This window comes from Micromonospora sp. NPDC049047 (assembly GCF_040649135.1).
Taxonomy (GTDB): Bacteria; Actinomycetota; Actinomycetes; order Mycobacteriales; family Micromonosporaceae; genus Micromonospora.
The window spans coordinates 1-25,979 of sequence record NZ_JBEZEY010000014.1 but is presented as its reverse complement, the minus strand read 5'-3'; the positions used below and the strand labels follow the sequence as shown (position 1 = coordinate 25,979).

Genomic DNA, 25,979 nt, shown 5'->3' with positions numbered 1-25,979 from the left:
GGTCGGGCTCGCCACATCCGGTGAGCCCGACCCGGGGCCGTTCCGCGAGTGGGTGTCACAGCACGCCACTCGCCACGTTGTCACCACCGTGTCGGCCGTCCGACGCGCCCCCTGTCTGGAGGACCACCCCATGGGCCGTTATTTGTTGAGACGGCTGCTCCAACTCGTGCCGGTCTTCATCGGCTCGACGTTCCTGATCTACTGGCTCGTCTGGGCCGTGCCGGGCGATCCGTTCGCCGGCAAGTGCGGCGAGCGCCGCTGCCCGGACCAGTACATCGCGTTCATGACCGAGAAGTACCACCTGGACCAGAACGTCTTCGTGCAGTACTTCAACTACATGAAGAACCTGCTCCAGGGTGACTTCGGGCAGACGTTCTCCCAGCGCGACATCGGCGGCATCATCGCCACGGCGTACCCCAACACCCTGAAGCTGGCCCTGGTCGCGCTCGCCATCGAGGCTGTCATCGGCCTCGGTGCCGGCATCCTGACCGGCCTGCGCCGCAACGGTTTTCTGGACAACCTCGTCCTGGTCTCCACGCTCTTCCTGCTCGCGCTGCCGGTGTTCGTGGTCGGCTTCGTGCTGCAGTGGCTGCTGGGCGTGCAGTGGGGCATCATCAAGCCGACCGTCTCCTCGGAGATGCGGTGGTCCGAGCTGATCGTGCCGGGCTTCGTGCTCGGTAGCGCCTCGGTGGCGTACATCGCCCGGGTGGCCCGAACGAGCATCGCGGAGAACCGCCGGGCCGACTACGTGCGCACCGCCATCGCCAAGGGCCTGCCGATGCGGCGGGTCGTGGGCATCCACCTGCTGCGCAACTCGCTCATTCCGGTGGTCACCCTGCTCGGCACCGACCTCGGTGCCCTGATGGGCGGCGCGATCGTCACGGAGGGCATCTTCGGCATCAACGGTATCGGTCGCGAGGTCTACCGCGCGATCATTACCAAGGAGAGCGCTACCGTGGTAGGGATCGTGGTCGTCCTGGTGCTGGTCTATCTCCTGATGAACCTGCTGGTTGACCTGCTCTACGCCGCACTGGACCCGAGGATCCGCTATGAGTGACCCGAGTACCGCATCGATCGTCAGCACCCCCGCCGCGCACCCGACCGACTCTCCCGCCCCCGCCACCGCGGGCATGCCGCAGAGCAACGAGAAGCCCCGCGGCCTGCTCGGTGACGCCTGGCGCGACCTTCGGCGTAAGCCGCTGTTCTGGATCTCGGCCACCCTTATCGTCTTCTTCCTGCTGATGGCGGCCTTCCCGGCGCTGTTCGCGCCGGGCGACGCGGTCAACGGATCGCTGTCCCGCAGCCTCAACAAGCCGTCCGCCGAGGGGTGGTTCGGTTACGACGTGCAGGGCCGAGACGTCTACGCCCGGGTCATCTACGGTGCGCGGGCGTCCATCATCGTGGCCCTGCTCTCCGTGGTCGGCACCCTGCTCGTGGGCGGTGCGATGGGCGTCATCTCCGGTTACCGCGGTGGCTGGGTGGACGCTCTGCTCAGCCGGATCGCCGACGTGTTCTTCGGTGTGCCCTTCGTCCTCGGCGCAATCGTCATCCTCACCACGTTCAACGGTTCGGGTTCCGGCAACGGCAAGGCCAAGATCATGGGCCTGGTGATCGCTTCGCTTATCGTGCTGAGCTGGCCGGTCGTGATGCGGTTGATGCGCTCGTCGGTGCTGTCCACCAAGGAGGCCGACTACATCGTCGCGGCGCGCGCACTGGGTGCCGGCAGCGGACGGATCATCCTCAAGCACCTGCTGCCGAACTGTCTGGCCCCGCTGCTGGTCTACGGCACGATCATGGTCGGCTCGTTCATCGGCGCCGAGGCCACCCTGTCCTTCCTGGGTGTCGGCCTCAAGTCTCCGGTGGTGTCCTGGGGCATCATGATCAGCGAGGGCAAGGATTTCATCCGGGTCGCGCCAGGGCTGGTGTTCTTCCCCGCCGCATTCCTCGTCGCCGCAGTACTGAGCTTCGTGATGCTCGGTGAGGCGGTCCGCGAGGCCCTCGATCCGAAACTCCGCTAGGGGAGATCCAGTGTCCGACATTCTCGTGTCCGAGCAGTCCGCGCCGGGATCCGGCGGGTCCGGACGTCCCTCCGGCCGGCTGCTCGAGGTCGACGACCTGCGGGTGGAGTTCCGCACCCGGGACGGCGTCGCAAAGGTCATCAACGGGGTCACCTACCACGTCGACGCGGGGGAGACCCTCGCCGTGCTCGGCGAGTCCGGCTCCGGCAAGAGCGTCACCGCGCAGACCATCATGGGCATCCTCGACACGCCGCCCGGCTTCGTCACCGGCGGTCAGGTGCGCTTCAACGGCAAGGACATGCTCCGCATGTCCGACGAGGAGCGTCGTCGCATCCGCGGCGAGGGCATCGCGATGATCTTCCAGGACGCGCTCTCCGCGCTGAACCCCGTCTTCACCGTCGGGTTCCAGATCGCCGAGCAGTTCCGGGTCCGGCGGGGCCTGGGTCGCGCCGAGGCCAAGAAGCGCGCGATCGAGATGCTCGACCAGGTCAAGATCCCGAACGCCAAGGGCCGCTTCAACAACTACCCACACCAGTTCTCCGGTGGCATGCGGCAACGCGCGATGATCGCGATGTCGCTGGCGCTCGACCCGGAGGTGCTGATCGCGGACGAGCCGACCACCGCCCTCGACGTGACGGTGCAGGCCCAGATCATGGACCTGCTCGCCGAGCTCCAGCGTGAGCGGCAGATGGGCATGATCCTGATCACCCACGACCTCGGCGTGGTCGCCGACGTCGCGGACCGGATCGCGGTCATGTACGCGGGCCGGATCGTCGAGGAAGCCGACGTGTACGAGCTGTACGCCAAGCCGGCGCACCCGTACACCCTGGGTTTGATCGACTCGATTCCTCGCCTCGACGAGAAGGGGCAGCAGCTCCGGACGATCAAGGGCCTCCCGCCGAACCTGATGAACATCCCGCCGGGCTGCCCGTTCAACCCGCGGTGCCCGATGGCTCAGCCGGTGTGCCGGGAGAAGGTCCCGCCGCTGCTGCAGATCGGCCCCGCCCGGGCCAGCGCCTGCCACTTCGCCGAGGAACTGGTGAACCGTGTCTGAGAACATCCTCGAGGTCAATGACCTGGTCAAGCACTACCCCGTCACGCAGGGTGTGGTGTTCAAGAAGACCGTCGGTCAGGTCAAGGCGGTCGACGGCGTCTCGTTCGGTCTGCGCGCCGGCGAGACGCTCGGCGTGGTTGGCGAGTCCGGCTGCGGCAAGTCGACCCTCGCCCGGGTGCTGATGAACCTGGAGAAGCCGACCGCCGGCAACGTGGTCTACAAGGGCCAGGACATCTCCAAGCTCTCCGGTGGGGCGCTGCGACGCATGCGCCGGCAGATCCAGCTGGTCATGCAGGACCCGTACACCTCGCTGAACCCTCGGATGACAGTCGGCGACCTGCTCGGTGAGCCGTTCGAGATCCACCCGGAGGTGGCGCCGAAGGGCAGCCGCCGGGCCAAGGTGCGGGAACTGCTCGACCTGGTCGGGCTCAACCCGGAGCACATCAACAGGTACCCGCACCAGTTCTCCGGCGGTCAGCGGCAGCGCATCGGCATCGCCCGCGCCCTCGCCCTGCGGCCCGAGATCATCGTCTGCGACGAGCCGGTGTCGGCGCTCGACGTCTCCATCCAGGCCCAGGTGATGAACCTGCTGGAGCGGTTGCAGGGCGAGTTGGGGCTGTCGTACATCTTCATCGCCCACGACCTGTCCGTGGTCCGCCACCTGTCGGACCGGGTCGCGGTGATGTATCTCGGCAAGGTCGTCGAGATCGGCACCGAGGACGAGATCTACGAGCGGCCGACCCACCCGTACACCCAGGCTCTGCTGTCGGCGGTGCCGGTTCCGGACCCGACGCAGCGGAACAACAAGACGATCATCCGGCTCACCGGTGACGTGCCGTCGCCGATCAGCCCGCCCTCGGGCTGCCGGTTCCGGACCCGCTGCTGGAAGGCGCAGGACGTCTGCGCCGAGCAGGTCCCGCTGCTGGAGATCCGGCAGAACTCGGACCACCCGAGCGCCTGCCACTTCGCGGAGCGGCGCGAGATCGTCGCCACCCACGAGGCCTGATTCACCCGTAACCGCCTGCCGACGTCAACGCGACGACGGCAGGCGGTTTCGGCTATCTGTGACCCGGCCCGGCCGCCTCCGTGCCGGCGCACACCGACCGCCAGCCATCCCGCTCAGAGCGGGCCGCGGCCCGCGCGGAGCAACAGCAGGGCCAGCTGGGTGCCGTCGGCACCGAGCGCGACCCGGAACCGCTCCAGGATCTTCCGTTCCCGGGAGAGCACCAGGCGCGTTCCGCCAGATGCCATCCGGGTCGCCCCGACCTCCTGGGACAACGCGGCGCGCTCCTGCCAGAGCGCGATCATCGCGTTGTCGATCTCGTCGATCCGTTCCCTGATCTGCACGATCCGCGCAGCGGCGGCTGGTTCCTCGGTGCCGGTCCGTGCCTCGACCGGCACGGCGTTGTCGACCGCCTCCGGTGCGGACACCGTCGGCTCGGTCCCGTTCGGCACGGGCTGCTCCGACTCGCGCCGGGTCGGGCTGCCGCTCTGCTCCATCACGTCTGTCATCATCGGGTACCTCTCGCACTGTGGTGCCCGGTGCCCGGAACCCGGGACAGAAAAAGCCCCGGACTCCAGGAGCCCGGGGCTTTTGCAGGTCTGAATCGATCAGGCGCGACCTACGGCAGCCGGACTCCCGGTGCCATAGTAAAAGTGGTAGCGCGCAGCGATCACGCTGACGAGTATGCCCACCTCGACACCGGCTGCGCAAGCATTCCCGCCCCTTGCTCGCGCCTCGGCCCAGCGGGCGGGGGAGTGTCCGACCGGCGGCATAGACTTGTCGGGCGATGCATCCTCTCTTCGACATTCCCGCGTCCCCGCCCGCGCCGGAATCCGCGCCGGCCCGCCCGCACCGACCCGGGCCAGCCCCCGTGCGCCTCGATCCGCAGCAGCTGCTCGCCGGGCTGAACGGGCCACAGCGCGACGCGGTCAGCCACGCCGGCTCGCCGCTGTTGATCGTGGCCGGCGCCGGATCCGGCAAGACCCGGGTGCTCACCCACCGGATCGCCTATCTGCTCGCCGCACGGGACGTCCATCCGGGGGAGATCATCGCGATCACCTTCACCAACAAGGCGGCCGGCGAGATGAAGGAGCGGGTCGCCGCGCTTGTCGGCCCCCGGGCGCGGCTGATGTGGGTGTCGACGTTCCACTCCGCGTGCGTCCGGATCCTGCGCGCCGAGCACGAGCACGCCGGCCTCAAGTCGACGTTCTCGATCTATGACGCGGACGACTCCCGCCGACTGATGCAGCTCGTGACCCGCGAGCTCGATCTCGACCCGAAGCGCTACCCGGCGCGCGGGCTGGCCGCCCAGGTCTCCAATCTCAAGAACGAGCTGGTCGACCCGGAGCAGTTCGCGGCGCGGGCCACCGGGCCCAACGAGCGGGCGTTGGCCGAGGCGTACACGCTCTACCAGCGTCGGCTGCGCGAGGCACACGCGCTCGACTTCGACGACCTGATCATGACGACGGTGCACCTGCTCCAGTCCCACCCGCACGTCGCGGAGAGCTACCGTCGGCGGTTCCGGCACGTGCTCGTGGACGAATACCAGGACACCAACCACGCCCAGTACGTGCTGATCAAGGAGCTGGTGTCCGGCACCGACGGGCTGGAGCCCGCCGAGCTGTGCGTGGTGGGCGACGCCGACCAGTCGATCTACGCGTTCCGGGGCGCGACGATCCGCAACATCCTGGAGTTCGAACGGGACTTCACGAACGCCCGGACGATCCTGCTCGAGCAGAACTACCGCTCCACCCAGACCATCCTCAACGCGGCGAACGCCGTGATCGACCGGAACACCTCCCGCAAGCCCAAGCGGCTGTGGAGCGAGGCCGGCAACGGCGAGCAGATCGTCGGCTACGTGGCCGACACCGAGCACGCCGAGGCCGACTGGGTGGGCCGGGAGATCGACCGGCTGGTCGACGCCGACGAGACCCGACCTGGCGACGTCGCGGTCTTCTACCGCACCAACGCCCAGTCCCGGGTGTTCGAAGAGGTGTTCATCCGGGTCGGCCTGCCCTACAAGGTGGTCGGCGGGGTGCGCTTCTACGAGCGCAAGGAGGTCCGCGACGCACTGGCGTACCTGCGCTCGGTGGTAAACGACGACGACACGGTGAGCCTGCGGCGGGTCCTCAACACCCCGCGCCGGGGGATCGGCGACCGCGCCGAGGCGTGCGTCGAGGCGCTGTCCAGCCGCGACCGGATCTCGTTCGGCGCGGCGCTGCGCCGGGCCCGGGAGGCACCGGGCATCTCCAGCCGGGCGGCGAACGGCATCGCCGACTTCGTGGCGCTGCTCGACAGCGCCCGGGAGCTGTCCGAGACCGGCACCCCGGAGGAGGTGCTGGAGGCGCTGCTGACCCGCTCCGGCTACCTCACCGAGCTGGAGGAGAGCCTGGACCCGCAGGACGCCGGCCGGGTGGACAACCTCCAGGAGTTGGTGAGCGTCGCCCGGGAGTACACCGAGCGGATCGAGGCGCTTGGCGAGGAGGGGGAGCGGGCCACCCTGGCCGGCTTCCTGGAGCAGGTGGCGCTTGTCGCCGACGCCGACCAGATCCCCTCCGACGATCCCGACCATCAGGGTGTGGTCACTCTGATGACGTTGCACACCGCCAAGGGGCTGGAGTTCCCGGTCGTCTTCCTGACCGGGCTGGAGGACGGCGTCTTTCCGCACCTGCGCTCGCTGGGCGACACCCGGGAGCTGGAGGAGGAGCGTCGGCTGGCGTACGTCGGCATCACCCGTGCCCGACAGCGGCTCTACCTCTCCCGCGCGGTGACCCGCTCGGCCTGGGGGCAGCCGTCCTACAACCCGCCGTCGCGGTTCCTGGAGGAGTTGCCGACCGAGCTTGTGCACTGGGAGCGCACCGAGGGGTCGTACACGTCGTGGGCCGGCGGGGGTGGCGGCGTCGGCGGCCGCGCGGACCGCGCGCCCGGCGCGCGTGGCAACTTCACCGGGGGTACGCCGAAGGCGGCCCAGTTGGCGCAGCGGCTCGGCGTGGACGCCAGCCGGCTGACCACGGCCAGTGAGCTGCCGCAGGGGCCGAAGGTGTCGGCCGGTGACCGGGTCAACCACCAGCGGTACGGGCTGGGGCGGGTGCTCGCCGTCGAGGGGCACGGCCCGGGTGCGCGGGCGCAGATCGACTTCGGCGACCAGACCATGTGGCTGGTGCTACGGCACGCCCCGGTCGACAAACTCTGACCCAGGCCCGCATTGTCGCCGACGGCGGCCGGCGCGGGCCTGAACGGCAGATGCCGGCGGGTCGGGCGGTGGACCGCGGCGCTCAGCTCCACGGTCCCCGCCCGCGCACTCAGCAGCCGAGATCCACGCCGTGCGCCCGCATGAACGGGGCCGGGTCGATCTGGTTCCACATGCCCTGGTGCACCTCGAAGTGCAGGTGCGGGCCGGTGGCGTCGCCGGTCGCGCCTTCGTAGCCGATGATCTGGCCGGCCTTGACCTTCTGCCCGACGGTGACCGCGATGCGGCTCTGGTGGGCGTAGTGGGTCAGGTACCCGGTGCCGTGGTCGATGAAGACGGAGTTGCCGTACCCGTCCGCGGCGTCACCGGCCTGGGTCACGGTGCCGGCGGCCGCGGCGCGGATCGGCGTACCGGAGGGCAGCGCCAGGTCGATGCCGGCGTGCAGGGTTCCCCAGCGCTGTCCGTAGCAGGAGGTGACCTCGGCGCCCGGCATCGGGTCGACCCAGGCGGGCGTGGGCTTGCTTGTCTTCTTCGGCTTGGGCTTGGCCTTCGCGGTGACCGTCTTCGTGGGTGCCGGGCTGGCGCTCGTCACGGACGGGCTCGGCGTCGGGCTGGCTGCGGGGGTGACCGGCGTGCTCGCCTCGCGAGCGGAGCGGTCGGCCCGGTTGGCGGCCTCGTTGCGGGACTGCGCGTCGAGGGAGACGGCGGTGGGTGCCGGCTGGTCGGTGCCGGCGGTGGCGACGACGACGCCACCGAGGCCGAGAGCGATCAGCGCGGCGGCGCCGAGCACGATGAGGCGGTTGCGTCGACGGGGGTGCTGCGGCCGCTCTGTCGCGGCGGTGTCGGGGGTGTTCTCGTTCTGGACGGGGCTGTCTTCCTGCACGGCGGACCTTCACAGTCGAGGGGCACTTGACCTCGAAATACTGGTGTCGGGCCCGGCCGGGGGCGGGATGGGGACCGGGTGGCCGGACGACGGAGCGCAGCTCGCCTGTCCGGATATGCCCTACATCGCAGCGCTACGACCGTAAAAGTGATCATGTGACACCGTGTTGCCGCTCACAATTTCCGCTGTGACCTGGGAGACATCGCCAACGAAAAACCGCCCGGACCGACAGATCCGGGCGGTCAACGAACAGTACGCAGCGTCAGGAGCCGGCTACCTCGCTGTAAATTGCCTCGACTTGCAGCTTGATGTCCACTCCGCGCTCCTGGAGGTAGGGCACCGGGTCGATCGGCTGGCCCTTGACATGGATCTCCAGGTGCAGGTGGGTGCCGTACGCGTGGCCGGTCTGGCCCACCAGGCCGAGCTGGTCGCCAGCCTTGACCTGCTGGCCTTCCTTCACGCTCACCGCGGAGGAGTGACCGTAGATGGCCTCACTGCCGTCGGCGTGCTGCACGATCACCGCGTTGCCGTACCCGCCGAACCAGCCGGCCTTGGTGACCAGCCCGTCGTGGATCGCGACGTAGGGAGTGCCCTCGCCCGCGACCAGGTCGACGCCGGTGTGCATCTTGCCCCAGCGCACCCCGTAGGGCGAGTTGAAGTCGTAGCCCTGCAGCGGCAGCAGCCACACCTCGGGCTCGGCGCTGTCCTTGCTGCGGCTGTCGCGCGAGGCGCGCTCGGCGTTGTCCGCCCGGGCCGCAATGTCCTGACTGTTGACCGACGCCTGCTTGAGCTCGTCAAGCACCGTGGGGCTGACGTCCTTGGCGTCCGGCAGGGCGCTGGCGCCGAGTGCAACGATGCCGGCCCCGACGAAAGCGGTGGTGACGACAGCGGCATAACGGCTACGCGGGGGGGTGGGAACGCGGCGACGACCGCGATATCGATCGGGCTCAGACGACAGGCGCTGGCGCACGCACACCCTCCGTTGTCGGGGTTCCGAAGCGACCGGTGGACGTTCGTGAAGCTCCAGTGAACGTCCGCTGACCGCGTCGTCACCCGTCCATGGACCTGATGACAACCGTGGACACGTTAGCCAACCACCAGAGGAGTCACAAGCTAGAGCGGAAAATTGGCGTGTCGATCTGTCCGTTTGCGTCCACTATTGTCATGCATCGTGACGCCGAACGGTGCCCCTGTTGCTGCCCGTTCGTCGCCGAGCGTGACCGGACCGGCGGAGTCGTCCGGCTTGACTGCGGGCGGGGTCGGTGAACCCTGGGAGGGTACGGATCGCGGCGGTGGGCCGGTCCCGGCCGGCCCGTGGTCGCGGCGGGCGATTGCGGGGCGCGGAACCCGGATTTCCCGAGCGGGGTTCGCCGGGTTACCGTTCGTTCAGGTGAAGGCCGTGAAGCCGGTGAAAGGTGTGCGTTGATGAGCTCTCGTATTCGGGTCGTCGTCGCCAAGCCCGGTCTGGACGGCCACGACCGGGGGGCCAAGGTCGTCGCACGCGCACTGCGCGACGCCGGGATGGAGGTCGTCTACACCGGCCTGCACCAGACCCCCGAGCAGATCGTGGAGACCGCCATCCAGGAGGACGCCGACGCGGTCGGCCTGTCCATCCTCTCCGGTGCGCACATGACGCTCTTCCGGCGGGTGCTGGAACTGCTCGGTGAGCGGGACGCCCGCGACATCGTCGTATTCGGTGGCGGCATCATTCCGAACGGCGACATTCCCGAGCTGGAAAAGCTGGGCGTCGCGAAGGTCTTCACCCCGGGCGCCACCACTCAGGCGATCGTCGAGTGGGTCCGGGAGAACGTCGCCCAGCCAGTTTCCTGAGGCTCGTCGCGACGGTCGGCACTGGGCGACCGAATCTGGGCACGGGGGAGGGGCCGGACGCACCCCTCACACGTCCGGCCCCTCTATGCACGATGCCCCGCCGCCACCCCTCGACCGACAGGGCATCGGCCGTCTCCCGTCATCGCGCTGTTCAGCGCTCCGACATCTGACTCAACGACGCCCCCACTGCCGGGTTACGCCACCAGGGCAACATCGCCCGGACGGTGGATGCGGACCGGGTCATGGCCGGAAACCCGCTGCTCCCGATGTCCGGTTGTGCATTACCGCACACCACGCACCCGCTCGGTTGCCGGCGGTGCCGACCTCGCTAGGCTGCGGCCAATGGCCTGTTTCAACTGATGACAGGCGTCAAACTGTTTTTTGAACGCTGGTAGCGGCGCGACGGCGCGCCGCGGAGACGGGACGGGACGCGCAATCGTGGACCTGTACGAGTACCAGGGGCGGGACCTGTTCGAGCGGCACGGCTTGCCCGTGTTGGCCGGCGGCGTCGCCACTACCCCGGAAGAGGCCCGTGCGATCGCTGAACGCCTCGGCGGTCGCGTGGTCGTCAAGGCGCAGGTGAAGGTCGGCGGCCGAGGCAAGGCCGGCGGCGTCAAGCTGGCCGAGGGCGCCGAGGAGACGGTGGCCCGGGCCACCGACATCCTCGGTATGGACATCAAGGGCCACACCGTCCACAAGGTCATGATCACGGTGACCGCGGACGTGGCCGAGGAGTACTACTTCTCGTACCTGCTCGACCGCGCGAACCGCACCTTCCTCTGCATCGCCAGCGTGGCCGGCGGCATGGACATCGAGCAGGTCGCCGCCGACACCCCCGACAAGGTGGTGAAGGCCCCGATCGACGCCGTCAAGGGCGTGGACGAGGCGAAGGCCCGCGAGATCGTGACCGCCGCCGGCTTCCCGGCCGAGGTCGCCGACCAGGTGGTCCAGGTGGCCGTCGGCCTGTGGCAGGCGTTCGTCGCCGAGGATGCCACGCTTGTCGAGGTCAACCCGCTGGCCAAGAACGGTGACGGTCGGCTGCTGCTGCTCGACGCCAAGATCAGCCTGGACGAGAACGCGGCGTTCCGGCACCCGGACCACGAGGCCCTGGTCGACCAGGCCGCGGTGGACCCGCTGGAGCAGGCCGCCAAGGCCAAGGACCTCAACTACGTCAAGCTCGACGGCGAGGTCGGCATCATCGGCAACGGCGCGGGTCTGGTCATGTCCACCCTCGACGTGGTCGCGTACGCCGGCGAGCGGCACGGCAACGTCAAGCCGGCCAACTTCCTCGACATCGGCGGCGGCGCGAGCGCCGCGGTGATGGCGAACGGGCTGGAGATCGTGCTCTCCGACCCGGCCGTGAAGAGCGTCTTCGTCAACGTCTTCGGCGGCATCACCGCCTGCGACGAGGTCGCCAACGGCATCATCCAGGCGCTGGCCCTGCTGGAGCAGCGCGGCGAGCAGGTCACCAAGCCGCTCGTCGTCCGTCTCGACGGCAACAACGCCGAGGCCGGCCGGGCGATCCTGGACGGCGCGAACAACCCGCTCGTGCAGCGGGTGGACACCATGGACGGCGCGGCCGAGCGGGCCGCCGAGCTGGCAGCTGCGGGGGTCTGATCATGGCTATCTGGCTGACCAAGGATTCGAAGGTCATCGTTCAGGGGATGACCGGCTCCGAGGGCTCCAAGCACACCCGGCGGATGCTGGCCGCCGGCACCAACGTGGTGGGCGGCGTCAACCCGCGCAAGGCGGGCCAGACTGTCGACTTCGACGGCACCGAGCTGCCGGTCTTCGCGTCGGTCGCCGACGCGATGGCCGAGACCGGGGCCGACGTCACAGTCATCTTCGTGCCGCCGCAGTTCACCAAGGCCGCCGTGGTCGAGGCGATCGACGCCGCGATCGGCCTGGCCGTGGTGATCACCGAGGGCGTCCCGGTGCACGACACCGCGTCGTTCTGGGCCTACAACGTGGCAAAGGGCGAGCAGACCCGGATCATCGGGCCGAACTGCCCCGGCATCGCCTCGCCCGGCGCGTCCAACGCCGGCATCATTCCGGCCGACATCACCGGCTCCGGCCGAATCGGCCTGGTCAGCAAGAGCGGCACGCTGACCTACCAGATGATGTACGAGCTGCGCGACATCGGCTTCTCCACCTGCGTCGGCATCGGCGGTGACCCGATCATCGGGACCACCCACATCGACGCCCTCGCGGCGTTCGAGGCCGACCCGGAGACCGACGCCATCGTGATGATCGGTGAGATCGGTGGCGACGCCGAGGAGCGGGCCGCCGAGTTCATCAAGGCGAACGTCACCAAGCCGGTGGTCGGCTACATCGCCGGCTTCACCGCCCCGCCCGGCAAGACCATGGGCCACGCCGGAGCGATCATCTCCGGCTCGGCCGGCACCGCCGAGGCGAAGCAGGCGGCGCTGGAGGCGGTCGGGGTCAAGGTCGGCAAGACGCCGACCGAGACCGCGAACCTGATGCGGGAGCTCATGTCCGGCAACTGAGCCGGCCAGGCAGTACCGAAGGGGGTCGACCGGTCACGGTCGACCCCCTTCGGCGTACCCGCGCCCGTCGCTGCTCAGTCGTTGTTCCAGAACGGGTAGTTGCCTGTCGCGCGCAGGATCGCCCCGCCGATGATGTTGATCACGCCGAACACGATGGCGAGATAGCCCAGCAGCGGCGACTGCCCGTACCGGCGGGCGTCCCGGATGGACAGGTAGCCGAAGATGATGCCCAGGATGCCGCAGCAGATCAGCCCCAGCACGATGCCCAACACGCCCCACAGCGTGGTCCGGTCCCGTCCGCGGGCCGGTGGGGGCGGGGGTGGCGGGTATGGCGTCGTCACAGCTTCCTCCGGGCGGTCGTGGGCGGCGAGCCGGCCGGACCGCGACCGGCGGACCCGACCCGGGCGGCAGCGAATCGCGCCCCCTGTGGCCGAGGCTAGACCGGACCGGGTCGCTGGGGCCCTGGTTCGGTCAACTCGTCGCCCTTTGAACGGGTTAACGGACTGCCACCGCCTTCACGACGTGCCAGAGTAGAGCGGATGTCCCCCGTCACCCCTGACCGTCCCAGCCGTCCCGGCGGTGTGCGCGCCGACGACCGGACGGTCCATCGTGCCGCACCGGCCCGACGGGTGCCCGCGCCCCGCGCGAGTGGGGCGCCACGCGGACGGGCGCCGTTGCCCGTCGCCGCCGGGGTGGCCGCCTGTTGGGCCGCGCTCACCTCCTACCTGCCGGTTGCCCTCGTGCTCGGCCTGGTCCAGCTCGGCGCGGATTCCAGCACGCTTGCCGACACCCTGCGCACCGCGCTGGCCGGCTGGCTGCTCGGGCACGGCGTGCCGCTGCACACCGCGTCCGGTCCGCTCGGGCTGGCCCCACTGGCGCTCACCGGGCTCGCGCTGTGGCGGCTGACCCGGGCCGGTGTGCACGTCAGCCGCGCGATCGGCGCCCGGGACACCCGCTCACCGCGTCGGGCGCTGCTCGCCGCGGGTGCGGTCGGCGTCGCGTACGCGCTGCTCGGCGCGCTCGCGGCGGTGCTGATCGGCGCCGACGGACCGGACGTCTCCGTGCTCCGGGCCGGAGCGACGTTCGCGCTTGTGGGCACCCTCGCCGCGCTGGTCGGCGCGACCCGCGTCACCGCCGTGACCCGGTTGCTCGTCACCCGGTTGCCGGACCAGGTGCGCGACGGCGTGCGCACCGGCCTGGTGGCCGGGCTGCTGCTGCTCGGCGCGGGTGCCGGTGCGGCTGGCCTGGCCGTGGCCACCGGCGGCGGCGACGCGGCCGACATGCTCGGCGCGTACCGGACCGGGGTGGCCGGGCAGGCCGGCATCACCCTGGTCAGCGCCGCGTACGCGCCGAACGCGGCGATCTGGTCGGCCAGCTACCTGCTCGGGCCGGGGTTCGCGGTCGGCACCGACACCGCGGTCCGCACCAGCGAGGTGTCGGTAGGAGCGTTGCCGGCCGTGCCACTGCTCGCCGGCCTGCCCCGAGGTCCGGTGGACGGTCTGGGCGCCCTGCTGCTCGCGGTGCCGGTGCTGGCCGGGATGGTGGCCGGTTGGTTGCTCGCCCGCCGGGTGGCGCGACTCGCCGGGCCGGAGCGGGCCCCGCAGCGCTGGGCCGAGGTGCTGGTGCCGGCGGCGCTGGCCGGGCCGGTGGCCGGGGTGCTGCTCGGTGTGACCGCCGCGGTGTCCGGCGGGCCGCTCGGTGCTGGGCGGCTGGCCCAGGTCGGGCCGGTGGGCTGGCAGGTCGGGGCGGTGGCGGCCGGGATCATCGCGGTCGGCGCACTGCTCGGTGCCGCGGCCACCCGAGCGCTCACCCGCGCCCCCGCCCAGTAGGCCGGCTCACCCGCGCCCCCGCCCGGTAGGCCGGCTCACCTCGCGACGGCTGTCTGGTGGGTGCGGGACGCCATCCGCGCCGTCACCACCGCACCGACGAGCGCGGGGCGCCCCGGACGGATCCGGAGCGCCCCGTGGGCGGCCAGGGTCTGTTTCATAAGGGCGGTCGAGCCGAGGCGGAGTCCGGGCGGCGATCCGGCGAAACCGCAACGCCGCCGGGCGTCGTTCGGGCCCGCCGCAGGCCGGCCAGCTCTTACGAAACAGACCCCACCTGGGTCAGGACTGGCCGGGCAGGGTGAACTGCGCCGCGACGGCCAGGATGATCAACAGGATGCCGAGCCCGACGCCGACCGCGCCGCAGATCAGGCCGGCCTTGACCTGTCCGGCGTTGTTGGCCTGGCCCTGGGCGACCTTCTGCCGGGCGAGGTAACCGGTGACCACGGCCGCGATGCCGACCGGGATGCCCAGGTAGAAGCAGCACAGCAACGGGATCGACGCGATACCGAGGATCATCGACACCAGGCCGAGGGTGTTGTTCTGCCCGGCGGCCTGCGGGTATCCGGCGTTCGGGTACGTCGGGGCGCCGCCGTACTGGGGCTGCTGCTGGCCGTACGGGTCCGGGTACGACGGCTGCTGGCCGTACGGCTGCCCCGAGGTGGGCTGTTGGCCGTACGGGGCCTGGGGGGCCGCGTACGGGTCCTGCTGGCCGTACGGCTGGCCGGAGGTGGGCTGCTGGCCGTACGGGGCGGCTGGCGGCTGGGGGGCGGTCGGGTCCTGGTTGGGCTGGCCGTACGGGTCCTGACCGGGGTTACCGGGCTGCATTCGAAAAGCTCCTTGGACTGGTTCCGTCAGTTACTGCTGATTGTTTCCATCCATGATCGCGGTCAGCCCTCCCGATGCCCAGTGCAGCACCCGGGGGACATTTTCCCCGAACCACAAGGAAAGGGCCCTTCTTGCTCGATCCGCGAGTCGGGCCGGCACCGGGGCGCGGGCCGGCGGGACGTTCGGCCCGAGCGACCGGCAGCGTACCGGGTCGATGCACGTCGACGCTGCCAAGATCGAGCCACCGCCCAGCGGATGGGCATCCTGACCTGCCCGATAGGGTGGCCCGGTGACCGAGCCCGCGCCTGTCGCCCGCATCGTCGTCCTCATCTCCGGCTCCGGGAGCAACCTCCAGTCGTTGCTGGATGCCGCCGCCGACCCCGCGTACGGCGCGCAGGTCGTCGCGGTCGGCGCGGACCGCGACGGCATCGCGGGCCTGGACCGGGCCGAGGCTGCCGGGGTGCCGACCTTCGTCGAGCGGGTCCGTGACCACGACACGCGCGAGGACTGGGACCGCGCGCTCACCGCGCACGTCGCGAAGCACCAGCCCGACCTGGTCATCTCCGCCGGTTTCCTCAAGCTGGTCGGTCCGCACTTCCTCGCCGCCTTCGGCGACCGTTACCTGAACACCCACAACACCCTGCTGCCGGCGTTTCCCGGCATCCACGGTCCGCGGGACGCCCTCGCCTACGGCGTGAAGCTCACCGGGGCCACCCTCTTCTTCGTCGACGCCGGCATGGACACCGGGCCGATCGTCGCGCAGGTAGCGGTGCCGGTGCTTGACGACGACGACGTCGACACGCTCACCGAGCGCATCAAGGAAGCCGAGCGGCGCCAGCTCGTCGAGCAGGTCGGTCGGCTGGTCCGCGAAGGCTGGACCATCACCGGAAGGAAGGTCACGGTTCCGTGAGTCCCACTCAGGACGGGCGTCGCCCGATCAGGCGGGCGCTGGTCAGCGTCTACGACAAGACCGGTCTGGTCGAGCTGGCCCAGGCCCTGCACGCGGCCGGTGTGGAGATCGTGTCCACCGGCAGCACCGCGGGCACCATCGCCGCCGCCGGGGTGCCGGTGACGCCGGTGGAGACGGTGACCGGTTTCCCGGAGGTACTCGACGGCCGGGTGAAGACCCTGCACCCGAAGGTGCACGCCGGTCTCCTCGCCGACCTGCGCAAGGACACCCACGTCACGCAGCTCGACGAGCTGGGGGTGGCGGCGTTCGACCTGCTGGTCTCCAACCTCTACCCGTTCCAGGCGACGGTCGCCTCCGGCGCCGGCGTCGAGGAGTGCGTGGAGCAGATCGACATCGGTGGCCCGGCCATGGTGCGGGCCGCCGCCAAGAACCACGCCTCGGTCGCCGTGCTCACCGACCCGACCGGCTACCCCGCGCTGATCGGCGCGCTCGGCGAGGGCGGGTTCACCCTGGCCCAGCGTCGGGCGCTGGCCGCGCGGGCGTTCGCCGACATCGCCGAGTACGACGTGGCGGTCGCCGAGTGGTGCGCCCGGGAACTGGCACCGGCCGACGACTCCTGGCCGGCGTTCAGCGGTTCGGCGCTGCGCAAGTCGACGGTGCTGCGCTACGGGGAGAACCCGCACCAGCCGGCCGCGCTGTACGTCGACCCGGACGCCCCGGCGGGGCTGGCCCAGGCCGAGCAGCTGCACGGCAAGGAGATGTCGTACAACAACTACGTCGACGCGGACGCCGCCTGGCGGGCCGCGAACGACTTCGCCGACCAGCCGGCCGCCGCGATCATCAAGCACGCCAACCCGTGCGGCATCGCTGTCGGCGCGGACGTGGCCGAGGCGCACCGCCTGGCGCACGCCTGTGACCCGGTGTCGGCGTTCGGCGGCGTGATCGCGGTCAACCGCCCGGTCTCGGTCGAGCTGGCCCGGCAGGTGGCCGAGATCTTCACCGAGGTGGTTGTCGCCCCCGGCTTCGACGAGGGCGCGGTCGAGGTGTTGCAGGGCAAGAAGAACATCCGGCTGCTGCGCGCGCCGGCCTGGACCCCGGCTGCTCTCGAGTGGCGGCAGGTGACCGGTGGCGTGCTGTCCCAGGTCGCCGACCGGGTGGACGCCTCCGGCGACGACCCGGCCAACTGGCAGCTGGCTACCGGCGAGGCCGCCGACGAGGAACTGCTGCGTGATCTGGCGTTCGCCTGGCGGGCGGTCCGCGCGGTGAAGAGCAACGCCATCCTGCTCGCCAAGGGCGGCGCCACCGTCGGGGTCGGCATGGGTCAGGTCAACCGGGTCGACTCGGCGCAGCTCGCGGTCAGCCGCGCCGGCGCCGACCGGGCCCGCGGCTCGGTGGCCGCGTCGGACGCGTTCTTCCCGTTCGCCGACGGCCCGCAGATCCTCATCGACGCCGGTGTCCGCGCCATCGTCCAGCCCGGCGGCTCGATCCGCGACGAAGAGGTCATCGAAGCCGCCAAGAAGGCAAACGTAACCATGTACCTAACGGGAACCCGCCACTTCTTCCACTAACCCGGTCCCCGTCCTCCTCACCCCGTCGATCATGGAGTTGTGGTGCCCCGCAAAAGGGGCGTAGGCACATAAGCTGCCCACCACAACTCCATGATCGACGGGGCGGGGCGGGGGGTCCGGGTTAGGCGGGGAGGGTGGGGCGGAGTTCGGCGAAGTGGCAGGCGGACGGGTGCGGGTCGGCTGCCCTTGGGACCGTGGCCGGGTCCTCTACGGCGCAGATGTCCTGGGCCTTCCAGCAGCGGGTCCGGAAGTGGCACCCGCTCGGCGGGTCGGCCGGGCTGGGCAAGTCGCCGACCAGACGGATGATGTTGCGCTGGTCGCGGGCCTCCGGGTCCGGCACCGGCACCGCGGAGAGCAGAGCCTGGGTGTACGGGTGGGTGGCTCGCTCGTAGATCTCGTCCTCGGTGCCGATCTCCACGATCCGGCCGAGGTACATCACCGCCACCCGGTCGGCGATGTGCCGCACCACTGACAGGTCGTGCGCGATGAAGATGTACGAGAGCCCCAGCTCGTCCTGGAGCTGCTTGAGCAGGTTGATCACCTGGGCCTGGATGGAGACGTCGAGCGCCGACACCGGCTCGTCGCAGACGATCACCTCGGGCCGCAGGGCGAGGGCGCGGGCGATGCCGATGCGCTGCCGCTGACCGCCGGAGAACTGGTGCGGGTACCTGTTGATGTGCTCCGGGTTGAGCCCGACCAGGTCGAGCAACTCCTGGACCCGCTTCTGCTTGCTGCCCTTCGGAGCGGCATCCGAGTGGATCTCGAACGGCTCGCCGATGATGTCGCCGACTGTCATCCGCGGGTTGAGTGAGGTGTACGGGTCCTGCATCACCATCTGCATGTTGCGGCGTACCCGACGCAACTCGCCCCCGGAGGCCTTGAACAGGTCCCGACCCTCCAGGGTGGCGCTTCCCGAGGTGGGCGTCTCCAGTCGCATCAGCAGTCGGGCGAGCGTGGACTTGCCGCAGCCGGACTCGCCGACCACGCCCAGCGTCTCGCCCCGGCGCAGTTCGAAGCTCACCCCGTCGACGGCCTTGACCGCGCCGATCTGCCGCTGGAACAGGACGCCCTGCGTGATCGGGAAGTGCTTCACGAGGTTGTCGACGGAGAGGATCGTCTCGCCGCGGACCTTGGTGGGGTTAGCGGGCGACGCTGTCATCACGGACCTCCTGCGCGAAGTGGCAAGCACTGGTCCGGCCGTCGCCGAGGACCAGGTCGTGCGGTACGACGTCCACGCAGACCTGCTGGACGTACGGGCACCGGGGGTGGAACGGGCAGCCGGACGGGATGCGCATCAGGTTCGGCGGCAAACCCTTGATCGTCGACAGCTCCGTGCCACGGACGTCCAGGCGCGGGATCGACTCCAACAAACCCTTCGTGTACGGGTGGGCAGGCGCCTTGTAGAGCGAGCGGACGTCGGCGTGTTCGACGATCCGACCGGCGTACATGACAGCGATCCGGTCCGCGACACCGGCGACCACACCCAGGTCGTGGGTGATCAGGATCATCGCCATGTCGCGTTCCCGGCGCAGTTCGGCCAGCAGGTCCATGATCTGGGCCTGGACCGTCACGTCGAGCGCGGTGGTGGGCTCGTCGGCGATCAGCACCTTCGGGTCGAGCGCCAACGCCATGGCGATCATGACGCGCTGCCGCATGCCGCCGGAGAACTGGTGCGGGTAGTCCCCGATCCGCTTGGCGGCCCCCGGGATCTTGACCAGGTCCATCAGCTCGATGGCGCGTCGCCGGGCGTCGGACCGGGACATGCCGGCGCGCTGGCGCAGCGTCTCGCCGATCTGCCAGCCGACCGGAAAGACCGGGTTCAAGGCGGAGAGCGCGTCCTGGAAGATCATCGCGATTTCCGTGCCGCGGACCTGCCGGCGCTGCTCCTCAGAGCGGGTGAGCAGGTCCTGACCCTGGTAGAGGATCTGGCCGGAGCGGACGAACGCCGGTGGGGTGTCCAGGATGCCCATGATCGCCTGGGCGGTGACCGACTTGCCCGAGCCGGACTCGCCGAGCACGGCGAGCGTCTCGCCGGCGTCCAGGTGGTAGGACACGCCGTTGATCACTCGGGCCACGCCCTCGTTCGTGCGGAACTCGACGTGCAGGTCCCGCAGTTCGAGCAGGTGACCGGCCTCGGGCGTGGCGGAGGCGGGTGTGGGTTGGACGGTCATTGCTGTATCACCGCAGCTTCGGGTCGAAGGCGTCACGGATCGCGTCGCCGAGCATGATGAACGCCAGCACGGTCAGCGCGAGGAATGCCGACGGGACGATCAGCGGCGTCGCTGCCTCCCGCATGTGGATCCGGCCGGTGTCGATGTCCTGACCCCAGGAGATGGTCGGCGCCTTGAGGCCGATGCCCAGGAAGGAGAGCGTCGCCTCGGCCGCGATGAACGAGCCGAGCGCGATTGTCAGCACGACGATGACCGGGGCCAGCGAGTTCGGCAGGATGTGCCGCCACATGATCCGGCTGTTGCCGGCGCCGAGCATCCGGGCCGCCGCGACGTAGTCCTGCTCCTTGGCGGTGATCACCGAGGAGCGCACCACCCGGGCGGCGGTGGTCCAGCCGAGTAGGGCAAGCACGAAGACGACAGCACCGATCCGTGCCCACTGGCTGTCGCTCGACACCCGCTTGAGCAGCACGATCGCGGCCAGCAGCAGCGGGATGCCGAGCACAATGTCGATCACCCGGGAGAGCACCGCGTCGACCCAGCGACCGAAGTAACCCGCCAGCATGCCGATCACCAGGGCGATGATCCCGGTGCCGAGCGCGGCGAGGGCGCCGACGAGCAGCGACGCCCGGGTGCCGTAGACCGCCCGGGAGTACGTGTCGCAGCCCTGGAAGTCGTACCCGAAAATGGCCCCGCCGGACGGGCCCGCGTGCTGCCGGGAGAGCAGGCAGTCGTTCGGGTTGTTGGCGGTGAACACGCCCGGGAGCAACGCCATCAGGGTGAAGATGACGACAAGCGCCAGCGAGATCCAGAAGATCGGGTTGCGACGCAGGTCGCGCCACGCGTCTCCGGCCAGGCTGCGGGGCTTGTTCGCGACGCCGACCTGGTTGGGTGTGCCCGGCTCGCCCGAAGGGCCCCGCCGTGCGGCCTGGTTCTCGCTGGCCGCCACCGTCTCGAAGTCACTCATGCCCGCACCTCGCTGCGCTCACTCATAGCGGATCCTTGGGTCGAGTACGGCGTACAGGACGTCCACCACCAGGTTCGAGACCAGGTAGACCACGACCAGCACGCTGACGATGCCCACCACCAGGGGGCCGTCCTCGGTGCGGATGCCGCGGAAGAGGTTGAAGCCCACGCCGGGGATGTTGAAGACGCCCTCGGTGATGATCGCGCCGCTCATCAGGTTGCCCAGCTCCACACCGAGGAAGGTGATGACCGGGATGAGCGAGTTGCGCAGCACGTGGACGATGACGATGCGGCGCTTGACCAGGCCCTTCGACCGGGCGGTCCGGACGTAGTCGGCACGCAGGTTCTCCGCGACCGAGGCGCGGGTGAGCCGCAACGCGGTGGCCAGCGACAACGAGCCGAGCACGATGCCCGGCAGCAGGAGCGCGTAGAACGAGGGGTCGGAGCCGGCGGTGGGCGGGAAGAGCTGGAACTTGACGCCCAGGAAGTACTGCGCCAGCGGGGCCAGCACGATGGTCGGGATGCCCAGCACCAGCAGGGTCAGCACCAGCGTCGAGTTGTCGAAGATGCTGGCCCGGCGGATGCCGGCGAGCACACCGGCGCTGACGCCGAAGATGATCGCCACGGCGAGCGCGATGAGCGCGAGTCGTACGGTGACCGGCCAGGCCTGCTGGAGGATGTCGCCGATGCTCCGACCGGTGAGCGACTCGCCCAGGTTGCCCTGGAGCAGGTCCTTGACGTAGTCGAAGTAGCGGTAGAAGAAGCCGCCGACGCCTGTCTGATCCAGGTTGTACTTCTCGGTCAGGTACTCCCGTTGGGCCGGTGTCACCGGCCGCTCACCGGCGAGTGCCTGGATCGGGTCACCCTGCCCGGCGAATGTCAGCGCGTAGACGATCAGGGTGGTCCCGAAGAACGCCAGGACCATCTGCAGTAGGCGCCGCAAGATGTAGCGGAACATGCTTAGCAGTCTCTCCGGAAATGTGCGAAAGGGTCGCAGGACGGCATCTCTGGTCGTACCCGAAATATCTGAGATGCGCTGTCCGGCCCGGGGGAGCAGGCACCACCGACGCCGGGTCCGCTGCTGCGGCCCGGCCCCCGGTGACGCGGTCCGGGCCACCCGGGCGACGTCGCCCGGGTGGCCCGCACCATGGTCAGCTCAGCTGGCCGCTTCGATCTTGACGAGGTTGACCCGCTGGAACAGGTCCATCTCCACGTTCTTGACCTTGGACGAGTGGCCGAACACGTTCTCGCCGAAGCGGAGCGGGATCACCGGCATGTCCTTGGCCAGGATGTCCTCCGCCTGCTGGTACTTGGCGATCGCCTCGTCCTGCGTCTTGGCGGCGGAACCCTCCTTGACCAGCCTGTCGAACTCCGGGTTGCTGTAGCCGTAGTAGTTCGACGAGCCGTTCGTGCTGTACAGCGGGCCGAGGTAGTCCTCCATGGTCGGGTAGTCCATGACCCAACCCATCCGGAACGCACCCACCGGCGTCTTGTTCTCGACCTTGGTGAGCAGGTCGGCGAACTTCGGCTCGGCCGAACCCACCGCGTCCACGCCCAGGTTGGTCTTGAGCTGGTTGACGGTGGCGTCGACCCAGTCCTTGTGACCGCCGTCGCCGTTGTACGAGATGACGATCTTCGACGGGCCACCGGCGGCCTGGTAGAGCTTCTTGGCCTCGGTCGGGTTGAACTCGCCCGACTTGCCCGTGGTGTCGTCCCGGTAGCCCGGCAGGACCGGCGAGACGAAGGAGCGCGCCGACGTCTGCGAGCCCTTGAAGACCGACTTGGTGATCTCGTCACGGTCGATCGCCATCGAGATGGCCTTACGGACGTCCGGGTTGCTGTAGTCCTTGTCGAACGTCGGGAACGCCAGGAACTGGAACGACGACATCGGGCTGGTCTTGTACCGGTCGCCCAGGTCGCTCGGCGCGGTGCTCAGGCTCTCGGTCGGGATCGTGGGCAGCACGTCCAGGTTGTCCGCCAGGACGTCCGCGTAGGCCGCGGTGAGCTGCTGGTAGATCCGGAACTCGACGTTCTTCACCTTGGGCTTCTCACCCGGGAAGGCGTCGTAGCGCTCGACCTCGATCTTGCTGTCGTGCTGCCAGGTGCCCTTCATCTTGAAGGGGCCCTGTCCGATCGGCGCCTGCTCGTAGGAGTCCTTGAGCACGCCCGGGGCCGAGAACGCGGCGTCCGGCATCGGGAAGAACGCGTTGTAGCCCAGCGTGGTCTTGAAGTCGATGTACGGCTCGTTGAGCGTCACGGTGAAGGTGAGGTCGTCGACCTTCTTCAGCCCGGACATCTCCTTGGCCTTCGGCTCCTTGCCCTGCAGGTCGGCGTAACCGGCGATCTTCTCGAAGAACGGGTTGGTGTCCTGACCGTTGGGGGCGTACGCGCCGTAGTTCCAGGCGTTGATGTAGTCCTCGGCCGTGACCTTCTCGCCGTTGTGGAAGGTGTAGCCGTCCTTGAGCTTGATCGTCCAGACCTTGTTGTCGGTCGAGGTGACCGAGTCGGCCGCGACCTCGTACGGCTTGTTCTGGGCGTCGTAGTCGACGAGCGGGCTGAACAGGCCGGCGATGACCTGCGAGCCGGACGTCTCGGTGGTGTTTGTGGGAACCAGGTGCTTCGGCTCGGCGATCTGGATGCTGACCGTCGAACTGTCGCTGCCACCGGATCCACCGTCTCCGCCGCTGCCGCAGGCCGCGAGGCCCAGCGTCACCGCGAGCGGGAGGGCGGTCCAGGCGGCGAGTCTACGAACTCGCATTGAGCCTCCTCATCTCCTCACGCTGCGCAGTCAGGCCCGACGCTGGGTTTACGCTGCGCAACAAGCGGTAACGGTAGGTCGGCGGCGAGGCTTCGACAACGACGCGGTTGCGGGTGGGTAACGGTCTGGCGGCGACTCTCTTGTCGACCCGCCATCGGGCTGCTAGCCCAAACCGGTCGAAACGGCACCTGCCTTCGAATATGCTGCTCGTTTCCAGCCCTGCCGCCGCCTTCTGGGTGGAACCGGCACGCGTTGAGACGCCCATCCGGTATTCGTCGGCTGCGACCGGCCCGCGTGGTTCGACGGTGACCGAATAAACACTGAGTGACTCACAGTGACGAGCAACACGTCACAGATGGTCACCTTCGGCAGGTGGTGATCGGGGCCGCAGGGGGCCGGCCGGACGAGGTCGTCGGAACCGCGGGCGGCGGTCGTGAGACGATCTGGACGTGACGGCGACGCTTCTGGACGGCAAGGCAACCGCGGCGGAGATCAAGGACGAGCTGCGGATCCGGGTGAAGGCACTCGCGGAACGCGGCATCACCCCCGGGCTGGGCACGGTCCTGGTCGGGGCGGATCCGGGCAGTCAGGCGTACGTCAACGGCAAGCACCGCGACTGCGCCGAGGTGGGCATCGCCTCGATCCGCCGGGAGTTGCCGGCCGACGCCACCCAGCAGCAGGTGGACGACGTGCTGGCCGAGCTGAACGCCGACCCGGCGTGCCACGGCTACATCGTCCAACTGCCGCTGCCGGCCCACCTCGACACCCAGCGTGTGCTGGAGTTGATCGACCCGGACAAGGACGCCGACGGCCTGCACCCGGTCAACCTGGGCCGGCTCGTGCTCGGCTACGACGGCCCGCTGCCCTGCACCCCGCGCGGCATCATCGAGCTGCTCCGCCGCCACGACGTGGCCCTGCGCGGCGCCACCGTCGCCGTCGTCGGCCGGGGCAACACCGTCGGTCGACCGCTCGGCCTGCTGCTCACCCGCCGCAGCGAGAACGCCACCGTCACCCTGTGCCACACCGGCACCCTCGACCTCGCCTCGCACACCCGGGCCGCCGACATCGTCATCGTCGCGGCCGGCGTACCGGGTCTGCTCACCGCCGACATGATCAACCCGGGTGCGGTGGTGGTCGACGTCGGCATCACCCGGGTGATCGGCGCGGACGGCAAGGGCCGCTACACCGGCGACGTGGACCCGGAGGTGGCCGAGACGGCCGGCGCCCTGGTCCCCATGCCCGGCGGTGTCGGGCCGATGACGCGGGCCATGCTGCTCAGCAACGTGGTGGAGCGCGCCGAACGCGGCTGAAACGTGCGCCGGCGACAGCGGTGACGTTCGCCCCATCCCGGCGATGGCCGCCGCCCCTGGCCTGATCGGTGCCAGGATGACTGATACGGTCCGGAAAACCGACTGGTATCAGGGAGTGGGACGACCATGGGTAAGAAGGTCACTGTCGTCGGGGCTGGCTTCTACGGCTCCACCACCGCACAGCGCCTGGCCGAGTACGACGTCTTCGACACCGTAGTGATCACCGACATCGTGGAGGGCAAGCCCGCGGGTCTCGCGCTCGACCTCAACCAGTCCCGGGCCATCGAGGGCTTCGAGACCAAGGTGGTCGGCGTCACCACCGGCCGCAACGGTGAGGGCTACGAGGCCATCGAGGGCTCCGACGTCGTCGTGATCACCGCTGGTCTGCCGCGTAAGCCCGGCATGAGCCGGATGGACCTGCTGGAGACCAACGCCAAGATCGTCCGGCAGGTCGCCGAGAACGTCGCCAAGTACGCGCCGAACGCCGTCGTCATCGTCGTCTCCAACCCGCTCGACGAGATGACCGCGCTGGCGCAGCTGGCCACCCAGTTCCCGAAGAACCGGGTCCTCGGCCAGGCCGGCATGCTCGACACCGCCCGGTTCAGCAACTTCGTCGCCGAGGCGCTGAACGTGCCGGTGGCGTCGGTACGCACCCTGACCCTGGGCTCGCACGGCGACACCATGGTCCCGGTCCCGTCGAAGAGCACCGTCAACGGCAAGCCGCTGCGTGACGCGATGCCGGCCGAGCAGATCGAGGAGCTGGTCGTCAAGACCCGCAACGGTGGCGCCGAGGTGGTCGCGCTGCTCAAGACGGGTTCGGCGTACTACGCCCCGTCCGCCGCCGCGGCCCGCATGGCGAAGGCCGTCGCCGAGGACTCCGGCGAGGTCATGCCGGTCTGCGCCTGGGTCGACGGTGAGTACGGCATCTCCGGTGTCTACCTGGGCGTCGAGGCCGAGATCGGCGCCGAGGGCGTCAAGCGGGTCGTCGAGACCGACCTGGACGCCGACGAGCTGGCCAGCCTCAAGGAGGCCGCCGAGGCCGTCCGCGCCAAGCAGGGCGACATCTCCAGCATGTGAAACACCAGCCACTCCGAGAGAGGGGCGCGTCGGCTTCGCCGACGCGATAGGAAGAGCACACTGGTGAACTCCCGTCACCGGTTTGA

Annotated in this window: 23 protein-coding genes; 13 read left to right on the top strand and 10 right to left on the bottom strand. The window is 69.7% G+C overall.

Annotated features, from left to right (window positions below; all coding sequences use genetic code 11):
* The first annotated feature begins 130 nt into the window (after positions 1–130).
* Genes AB0B86_RS21595 through AB0B86_RS21580 form a run of 4 tightly spaced genes read left to right on the top strand, consistent with a single transcriptional unit; the run spans position 131 to position 4,078 of the window.
* Positions 131–1,057, top strand: coding sequence for an ABC transporter permease (locus AB0B86_RS21595; protein WP_357402985.1), 927 nt, complete (start codon positions 131–133; stop codon positions 1,055–1,057).
* A complete protein-coding gene (locus tag AB0B86_RS21590; protein ID WP_357402987.1) occupies positions 1,050–2,018 on the top strand; it encodes an ABC transporter permease in 969 nt (322 codons plus the stop codon). Before AB0B86_RS21595 ends, AB0B86_RS21590 begins: the two co-directional genes overlap by 8 nt.
* Positions 2,019–2,043: 25 nt before the next feature.
* A complete protein-coding gene (locus AB0B86_RS21585; RefSeq protein WP_357403322.1) occupies positions 2,044–3,072 on the top strand; it encodes an ABC transporter ATP-binding protein in 1,029 nt (342 codons plus the stop codon).
* Positions 3,065–4,078, top strand: coding sequence for a dipeptide ABC transporter ATP-binding protein (locus AB0B86_RS21580; protein ID WP_357419642.1), 1,014 nt, complete (start codon positions 3,065–3,067; stop codon positions 4,076–4,078). Before AB0B86_RS21585 ends, AB0B86_RS21580 begins: the two co-directional genes overlap by 8 nt.
* A 113-nt stretch (positions 4,079–4,191) precedes the next feature.
* Here the strand turns inward: AB0B86_RS21580 and AB0B86_RS21575 are convergent, their stop codons facing one another.
* Positions 4,192–4,587, bottom strand: a complete 396-nt coding sequence (locus AB0B86_RS21575) for a chorismate mutase (protein WP_357419639.1) — start codon at positions 4,585–4,587, stop codon at positions 4,192–4,194.
* Between the two features lie 275 nt (positions 4,588–4,862).
* Here AB0B86_RS21575 and pcrA point away from each other — a divergent pair, with 275 nt between their 5' ends.
* Positions 4,863–7,268 carry a DNA helicase PcrA gene (gene pcrA / locus AB0B86_RS21570; protein WP_357419636.1) on the top strand — a complete coding sequence of 802 codons (2,406 nt, stop codon included), beginning with the start codon at positions 4,863–4,865 and terminating at the stop codon, positions 7,266–7,268.
* A gap of 109 nt (positions 7,269–7,377) precedes the next feature.
* Here pcrA and AB0B86_RS21565 read toward each other — a convergent pair whose 3' ends face one another.
* Entirely contained in the window at positions 7,378–8,148 is a 771-nt protein-coding gene (locus AB0B86_RS21565; RefSeq protein ID WP_357419632.1) for a M23 family metallopeptidase, read from the bottom strand.
* 262 nt (positions 8,149–8,410) lie between these two features.
* Entirely contained in the window at positions 8,411–9,118 is a 708-nt protein-coding gene (locus AB0B86_RS21560; protein ID WP_357402998.1) for a M23 family metallopeptidase, read from the bottom strand.
* Between the two features lie 455 nt (positions 9,119–9,573).
* Here AB0B86_RS21560 and AB0B86_RS21555 point away from each other — a divergent pair, with 455 nt between their 5' ends.
* The 3 genes from AB0B86_RS21555 (at position 9,574) to sucD (ending at position 12,485) form a co-directional block, all read left to right on the top strand.
* Positions 9,574–9,978 carry a cobalamin B12-binding domain-containing protein gene (locus tag AB0B86_RS21555; protein WP_357403000.1) on the top strand — a complete coding sequence of 135 codons (405 nt, stop codon included), beginning with the start codon at positions 9,574–9,576 and terminating at the stop codon, positions 9,976–9,978.
* Positions 9,979–10,416: 438 nt separating this feature from the next.
* A complete protein-coding gene (sucC, locus tag AB0B86_RS21550) occupies positions 10,417–11,595 on the top strand; it encodes an ADP-forming succinate--CoA ligase subunit beta (protein ID WP_357403002.1) in 1,179 nt (392 codons plus the stop codon).
* A gap of 2 nt (positions 11,596–11,597) precedes the next feature.
* Positions 11,598–12,485, top strand: coding sequence for a succinate--CoA ligase subunit alpha (gene sucD, locus AB0B86_RS21545; RefSeq protein WP_357403004.1), 888 nt, complete (start codon positions 11,598–11,600; stop codon positions 12,483–12,485).
* 74 nt (positions 12,486–12,559) lie between these two features.
* Here sucD and AB0B86_RS21540 read toward each other — a convergent pair whose 3' ends face one another.
* A complete protein-coding gene (locus tag AB0B86_RS21540; RefSeq protein ID WP_179780945.1) occupies positions 12,560–12,826 on the bottom strand; it encodes a DUF4190 domain-containing protein in 267 nt (88 codons plus the stop codon).
* A 198-nt stretch (positions 12,827–13,024) separates the two neighbouring features.
* Between AB0B86_RS21540 and AB0B86_RS21535 the strand changes: the two genes are divergently transcribed.
* Positions 13,025–14,314 carry a DUF6350 family protein gene (locus AB0B86_RS21535; RefSeq protein ID WP_357403006.1) on the top strand — a complete coding sequence of 430 codons (1,290 nt, stop codon included), beginning with the start codon at positions 13,025–13,027 and terminating at the stop codon, positions 14,312–14,314.
* Positions 14,315–14,590: 276 nt separating this feature from the next.
* Here the strand turns inward: AB0B86_RS21535 and AB0B86_RS21530 are convergent, their stop codons facing one another.
* Entirely contained in the window at positions 14,591–15,136 is a 546-nt protein-coding gene (locus AB0B86_RS21530; protein WP_357403008.1) for a DUF4190 domain-containing protein, read from the bottom strand.
* Positions 15,137–15,425: 289 nt separating this feature from the next.
* Between AB0B86_RS21530 and purN the strand changes: the two genes are divergently transcribed.
* Complete coding sequence (gene purN / locus AB0B86_RS21525) at positions 15,426–16,046, top strand: phosphoribosylglycinamide formyltransferase (RefSeq protein ID WP_112583771.1); 621 nt, start codon at positions 15,426–15,428, stop codon at positions 16,044–16,046.
* A complete protein-coding gene (gene purH / locus AB0B86_RS21520) occupies positions 16,043–17,614 on the top strand; it encodes a bifunctional phosphoribosylaminoimidazolecarboxamide formyltransferase/IMP cyclohydrolase (protein ID WP_357403011.1) in 1,572 nt (523 codons plus the stop codon). Before purN ends, purH begins: the two co-directional genes overlap by 4 nt.
* A gap of 121 nt (positions 17,615–17,735) precedes the next feature.
* Here the strand turns inward: purH and AB0B86_RS21515 are convergent, their stop codons facing one another.
* From AB0B86_RS21515 to AB0B86_RS21495, 5 genes are all read right to left on the bottom strand, one after another.
* Complete coding sequence (locus AB0B86_RS21515) at positions 17,736–18,773, bottom strand: dipeptide ABC transporter ATP-binding protein (protein ID WP_357419627.1); 1,038 nt, start codon at positions 18,771–18,773, stop codon at positions 17,736–17,738.
* Positions 18,754–19,785: an ABC transporter ATP-binding protein gene (locus AB0B86_RS21510; protein WP_357403015.1), complete on the bottom strand. Its 1,032-nt coding sequence runs from the start codon at positions 19,783–19,785 to the stop codon at positions 18,754–18,756. Before AB0B86_RS21510 ends, AB0B86_RS21515 begins: the two co-directional genes overlap by 20 nt.
* A gap of 7 nt (positions 19,786–19,792) precedes the next feature.
* Positions 19,793–20,749, bottom strand: a complete 957-nt coding sequence (locus AB0B86_RS21505; protein ID WP_357403017.1) for an ABC transporter permease — start codon at positions 20,747–20,749, stop codon at positions 19,793–19,795.
* Between the two features lie 18 nt (positions 20,750–20,767).
* Complete coding sequence (locus AB0B86_RS21500; RefSeq protein WP_357403019.1) at positions 20,768–21,706, bottom strand: ABC transporter permease; 939 nt, start codon at positions 21,704–21,706, stop codon at positions 20,768–20,770.
* 198 nt (positions 21,707–21,904) lie between these two features.
* Positions 21,905–23,506, bottom strand: a complete 1,602-nt coding sequence (locus AB0B86_RS21495) for an ABC transporter substrate-binding protein (protein WP_357403021.1) — start codon at positions 23,504–23,506, stop codon at positions 21,905–21,907.
* Positions 23,507–23,955: 449 nt separating this feature from the next.
* On the opposite strand from AB0B86_RS21495, the gene AB0B86_RS21490 reads away from it, so the two are divergent.
* A complete protein-coding gene (locus AB0B86_RS21490) occupies positions 23,956–24,816 on the top strand; it encodes a bifunctional methylenetetrahydrofolate dehydrogenase/methenyltetrahydrofolate cyclohydrolase (RefSeq protein WP_357403023.1) in 861 nt (286 codons plus the stop codon).
* A gap of 126 nt (positions 24,817–24,942) precedes the next feature.
* The gene (locus AB0B86_RS21485; protein WP_357403025.1) at positions 24,943–25,893 is read left to right on the top strand and encodes a malate dehydrogenase; all 951 of its coding nucleotides are present in this window, start codon (positions 24,943–24,945) and stop codon (positions 25,891–25,893) included.
* The last annotated feature ends 86 nt before the right edge of the window (positions 25,894–25,979 follow it).

Coding starts and splice junctions, on each gene's coding strand:
- AB0B86_RS21595 (WP_357402985.1), top strand. CDS start 131: ATGGGCCGTTATTTGTTGAGACGGCTGCTCCAACTCGTGCCGGTCTTC.
- AB0B86_RS21590 (WP_357402987.1), top strand. CDS start 1,050: ATGAGTGACCCGAGTACCGCATCGATCGTCAGCACCCCCGCCGCGCAC.
- AB0B86_RS21575 (WP_357419639.1), bottom strand. CDS start 4,587: ATGATGACAGACGTGATGGAGCAGAGCGGCAGCCCGACCCGGCGCGAG.
- pcrA (WP_357419636.1), top strand. CDS start 4,863: ATGCATCCTCTCTTCGACATTCCCGCGTCCCCGCCCGCGCCGGAATCC.
- AB0B86_RS21555 (WP_357403000.1), top strand. CDS start 9,574: ATGAGCTCTCGTATTCGGGTCGTCGTCGCCAAGCCCGGTCTGGACGGC.
- sucD (WP_357403004.1), top strand. CDS start 11,598: ATGGCTATCTGGCTGACCAAGGATTCGAAGGTCATCGTTCAGGGGATG.
- AB0B86_RS21535 (WP_357403006.1), top strand. CDS start 13,025: ATGTCCCCCGTCACCCCTGACCGTCCCAGCCGTCCCGGCGGTGTGCGC.
- AB0B86_RS21530 (WP_357403008.1), bottom strand. CDS start 15,136: ATGCAGCCCGGTAACCCCGGTCAGGACCCGTACGGCCAGCCCAACCAG.
- AB0B86_RS21515 (WP_357419627.1), bottom strand. CDS start 18,773: ATGACAGCGTCGCCCGCTAACCCCACCAAGGTCCGCGGCGAGACGATC.
- AB0B86_RS21510 (WP_357403015.1), bottom strand. CDS start 19,785: ATGACCGTCCAACCCACACCCGCCTCCGCCACGCCCGAGGCCGGTCAC.
- AB0B86_RS21505 (WP_357403017.1), bottom strand. CDS start 20,749: ATGAGTGACTTCGAGACGGTGGCGGCCAGCGAGAACCAGGCCGCACGG.
- AB0B86_RS21500 (WP_357403019.1), bottom strand. CDS start 21,706: ATGTTCCGCTACATCTTGCGGCGCCTACTGCAGATGGTCCTGGCGTTC.
- AB0B86_RS21495 (WP_357403021.1), bottom strand. CDS start 23,506: ATGCGAGTTCGTAGACTCGCCGCCTGGACCGCCCTCCCGCTCGCGGTG.
- AB0B86_RS21485 (WP_357403025.1), top strand. CDS start 24,943: ATGGGTAAGAAGGTCACTGTCGTCGGGGCTGGCTTCTACGGCTCCACC.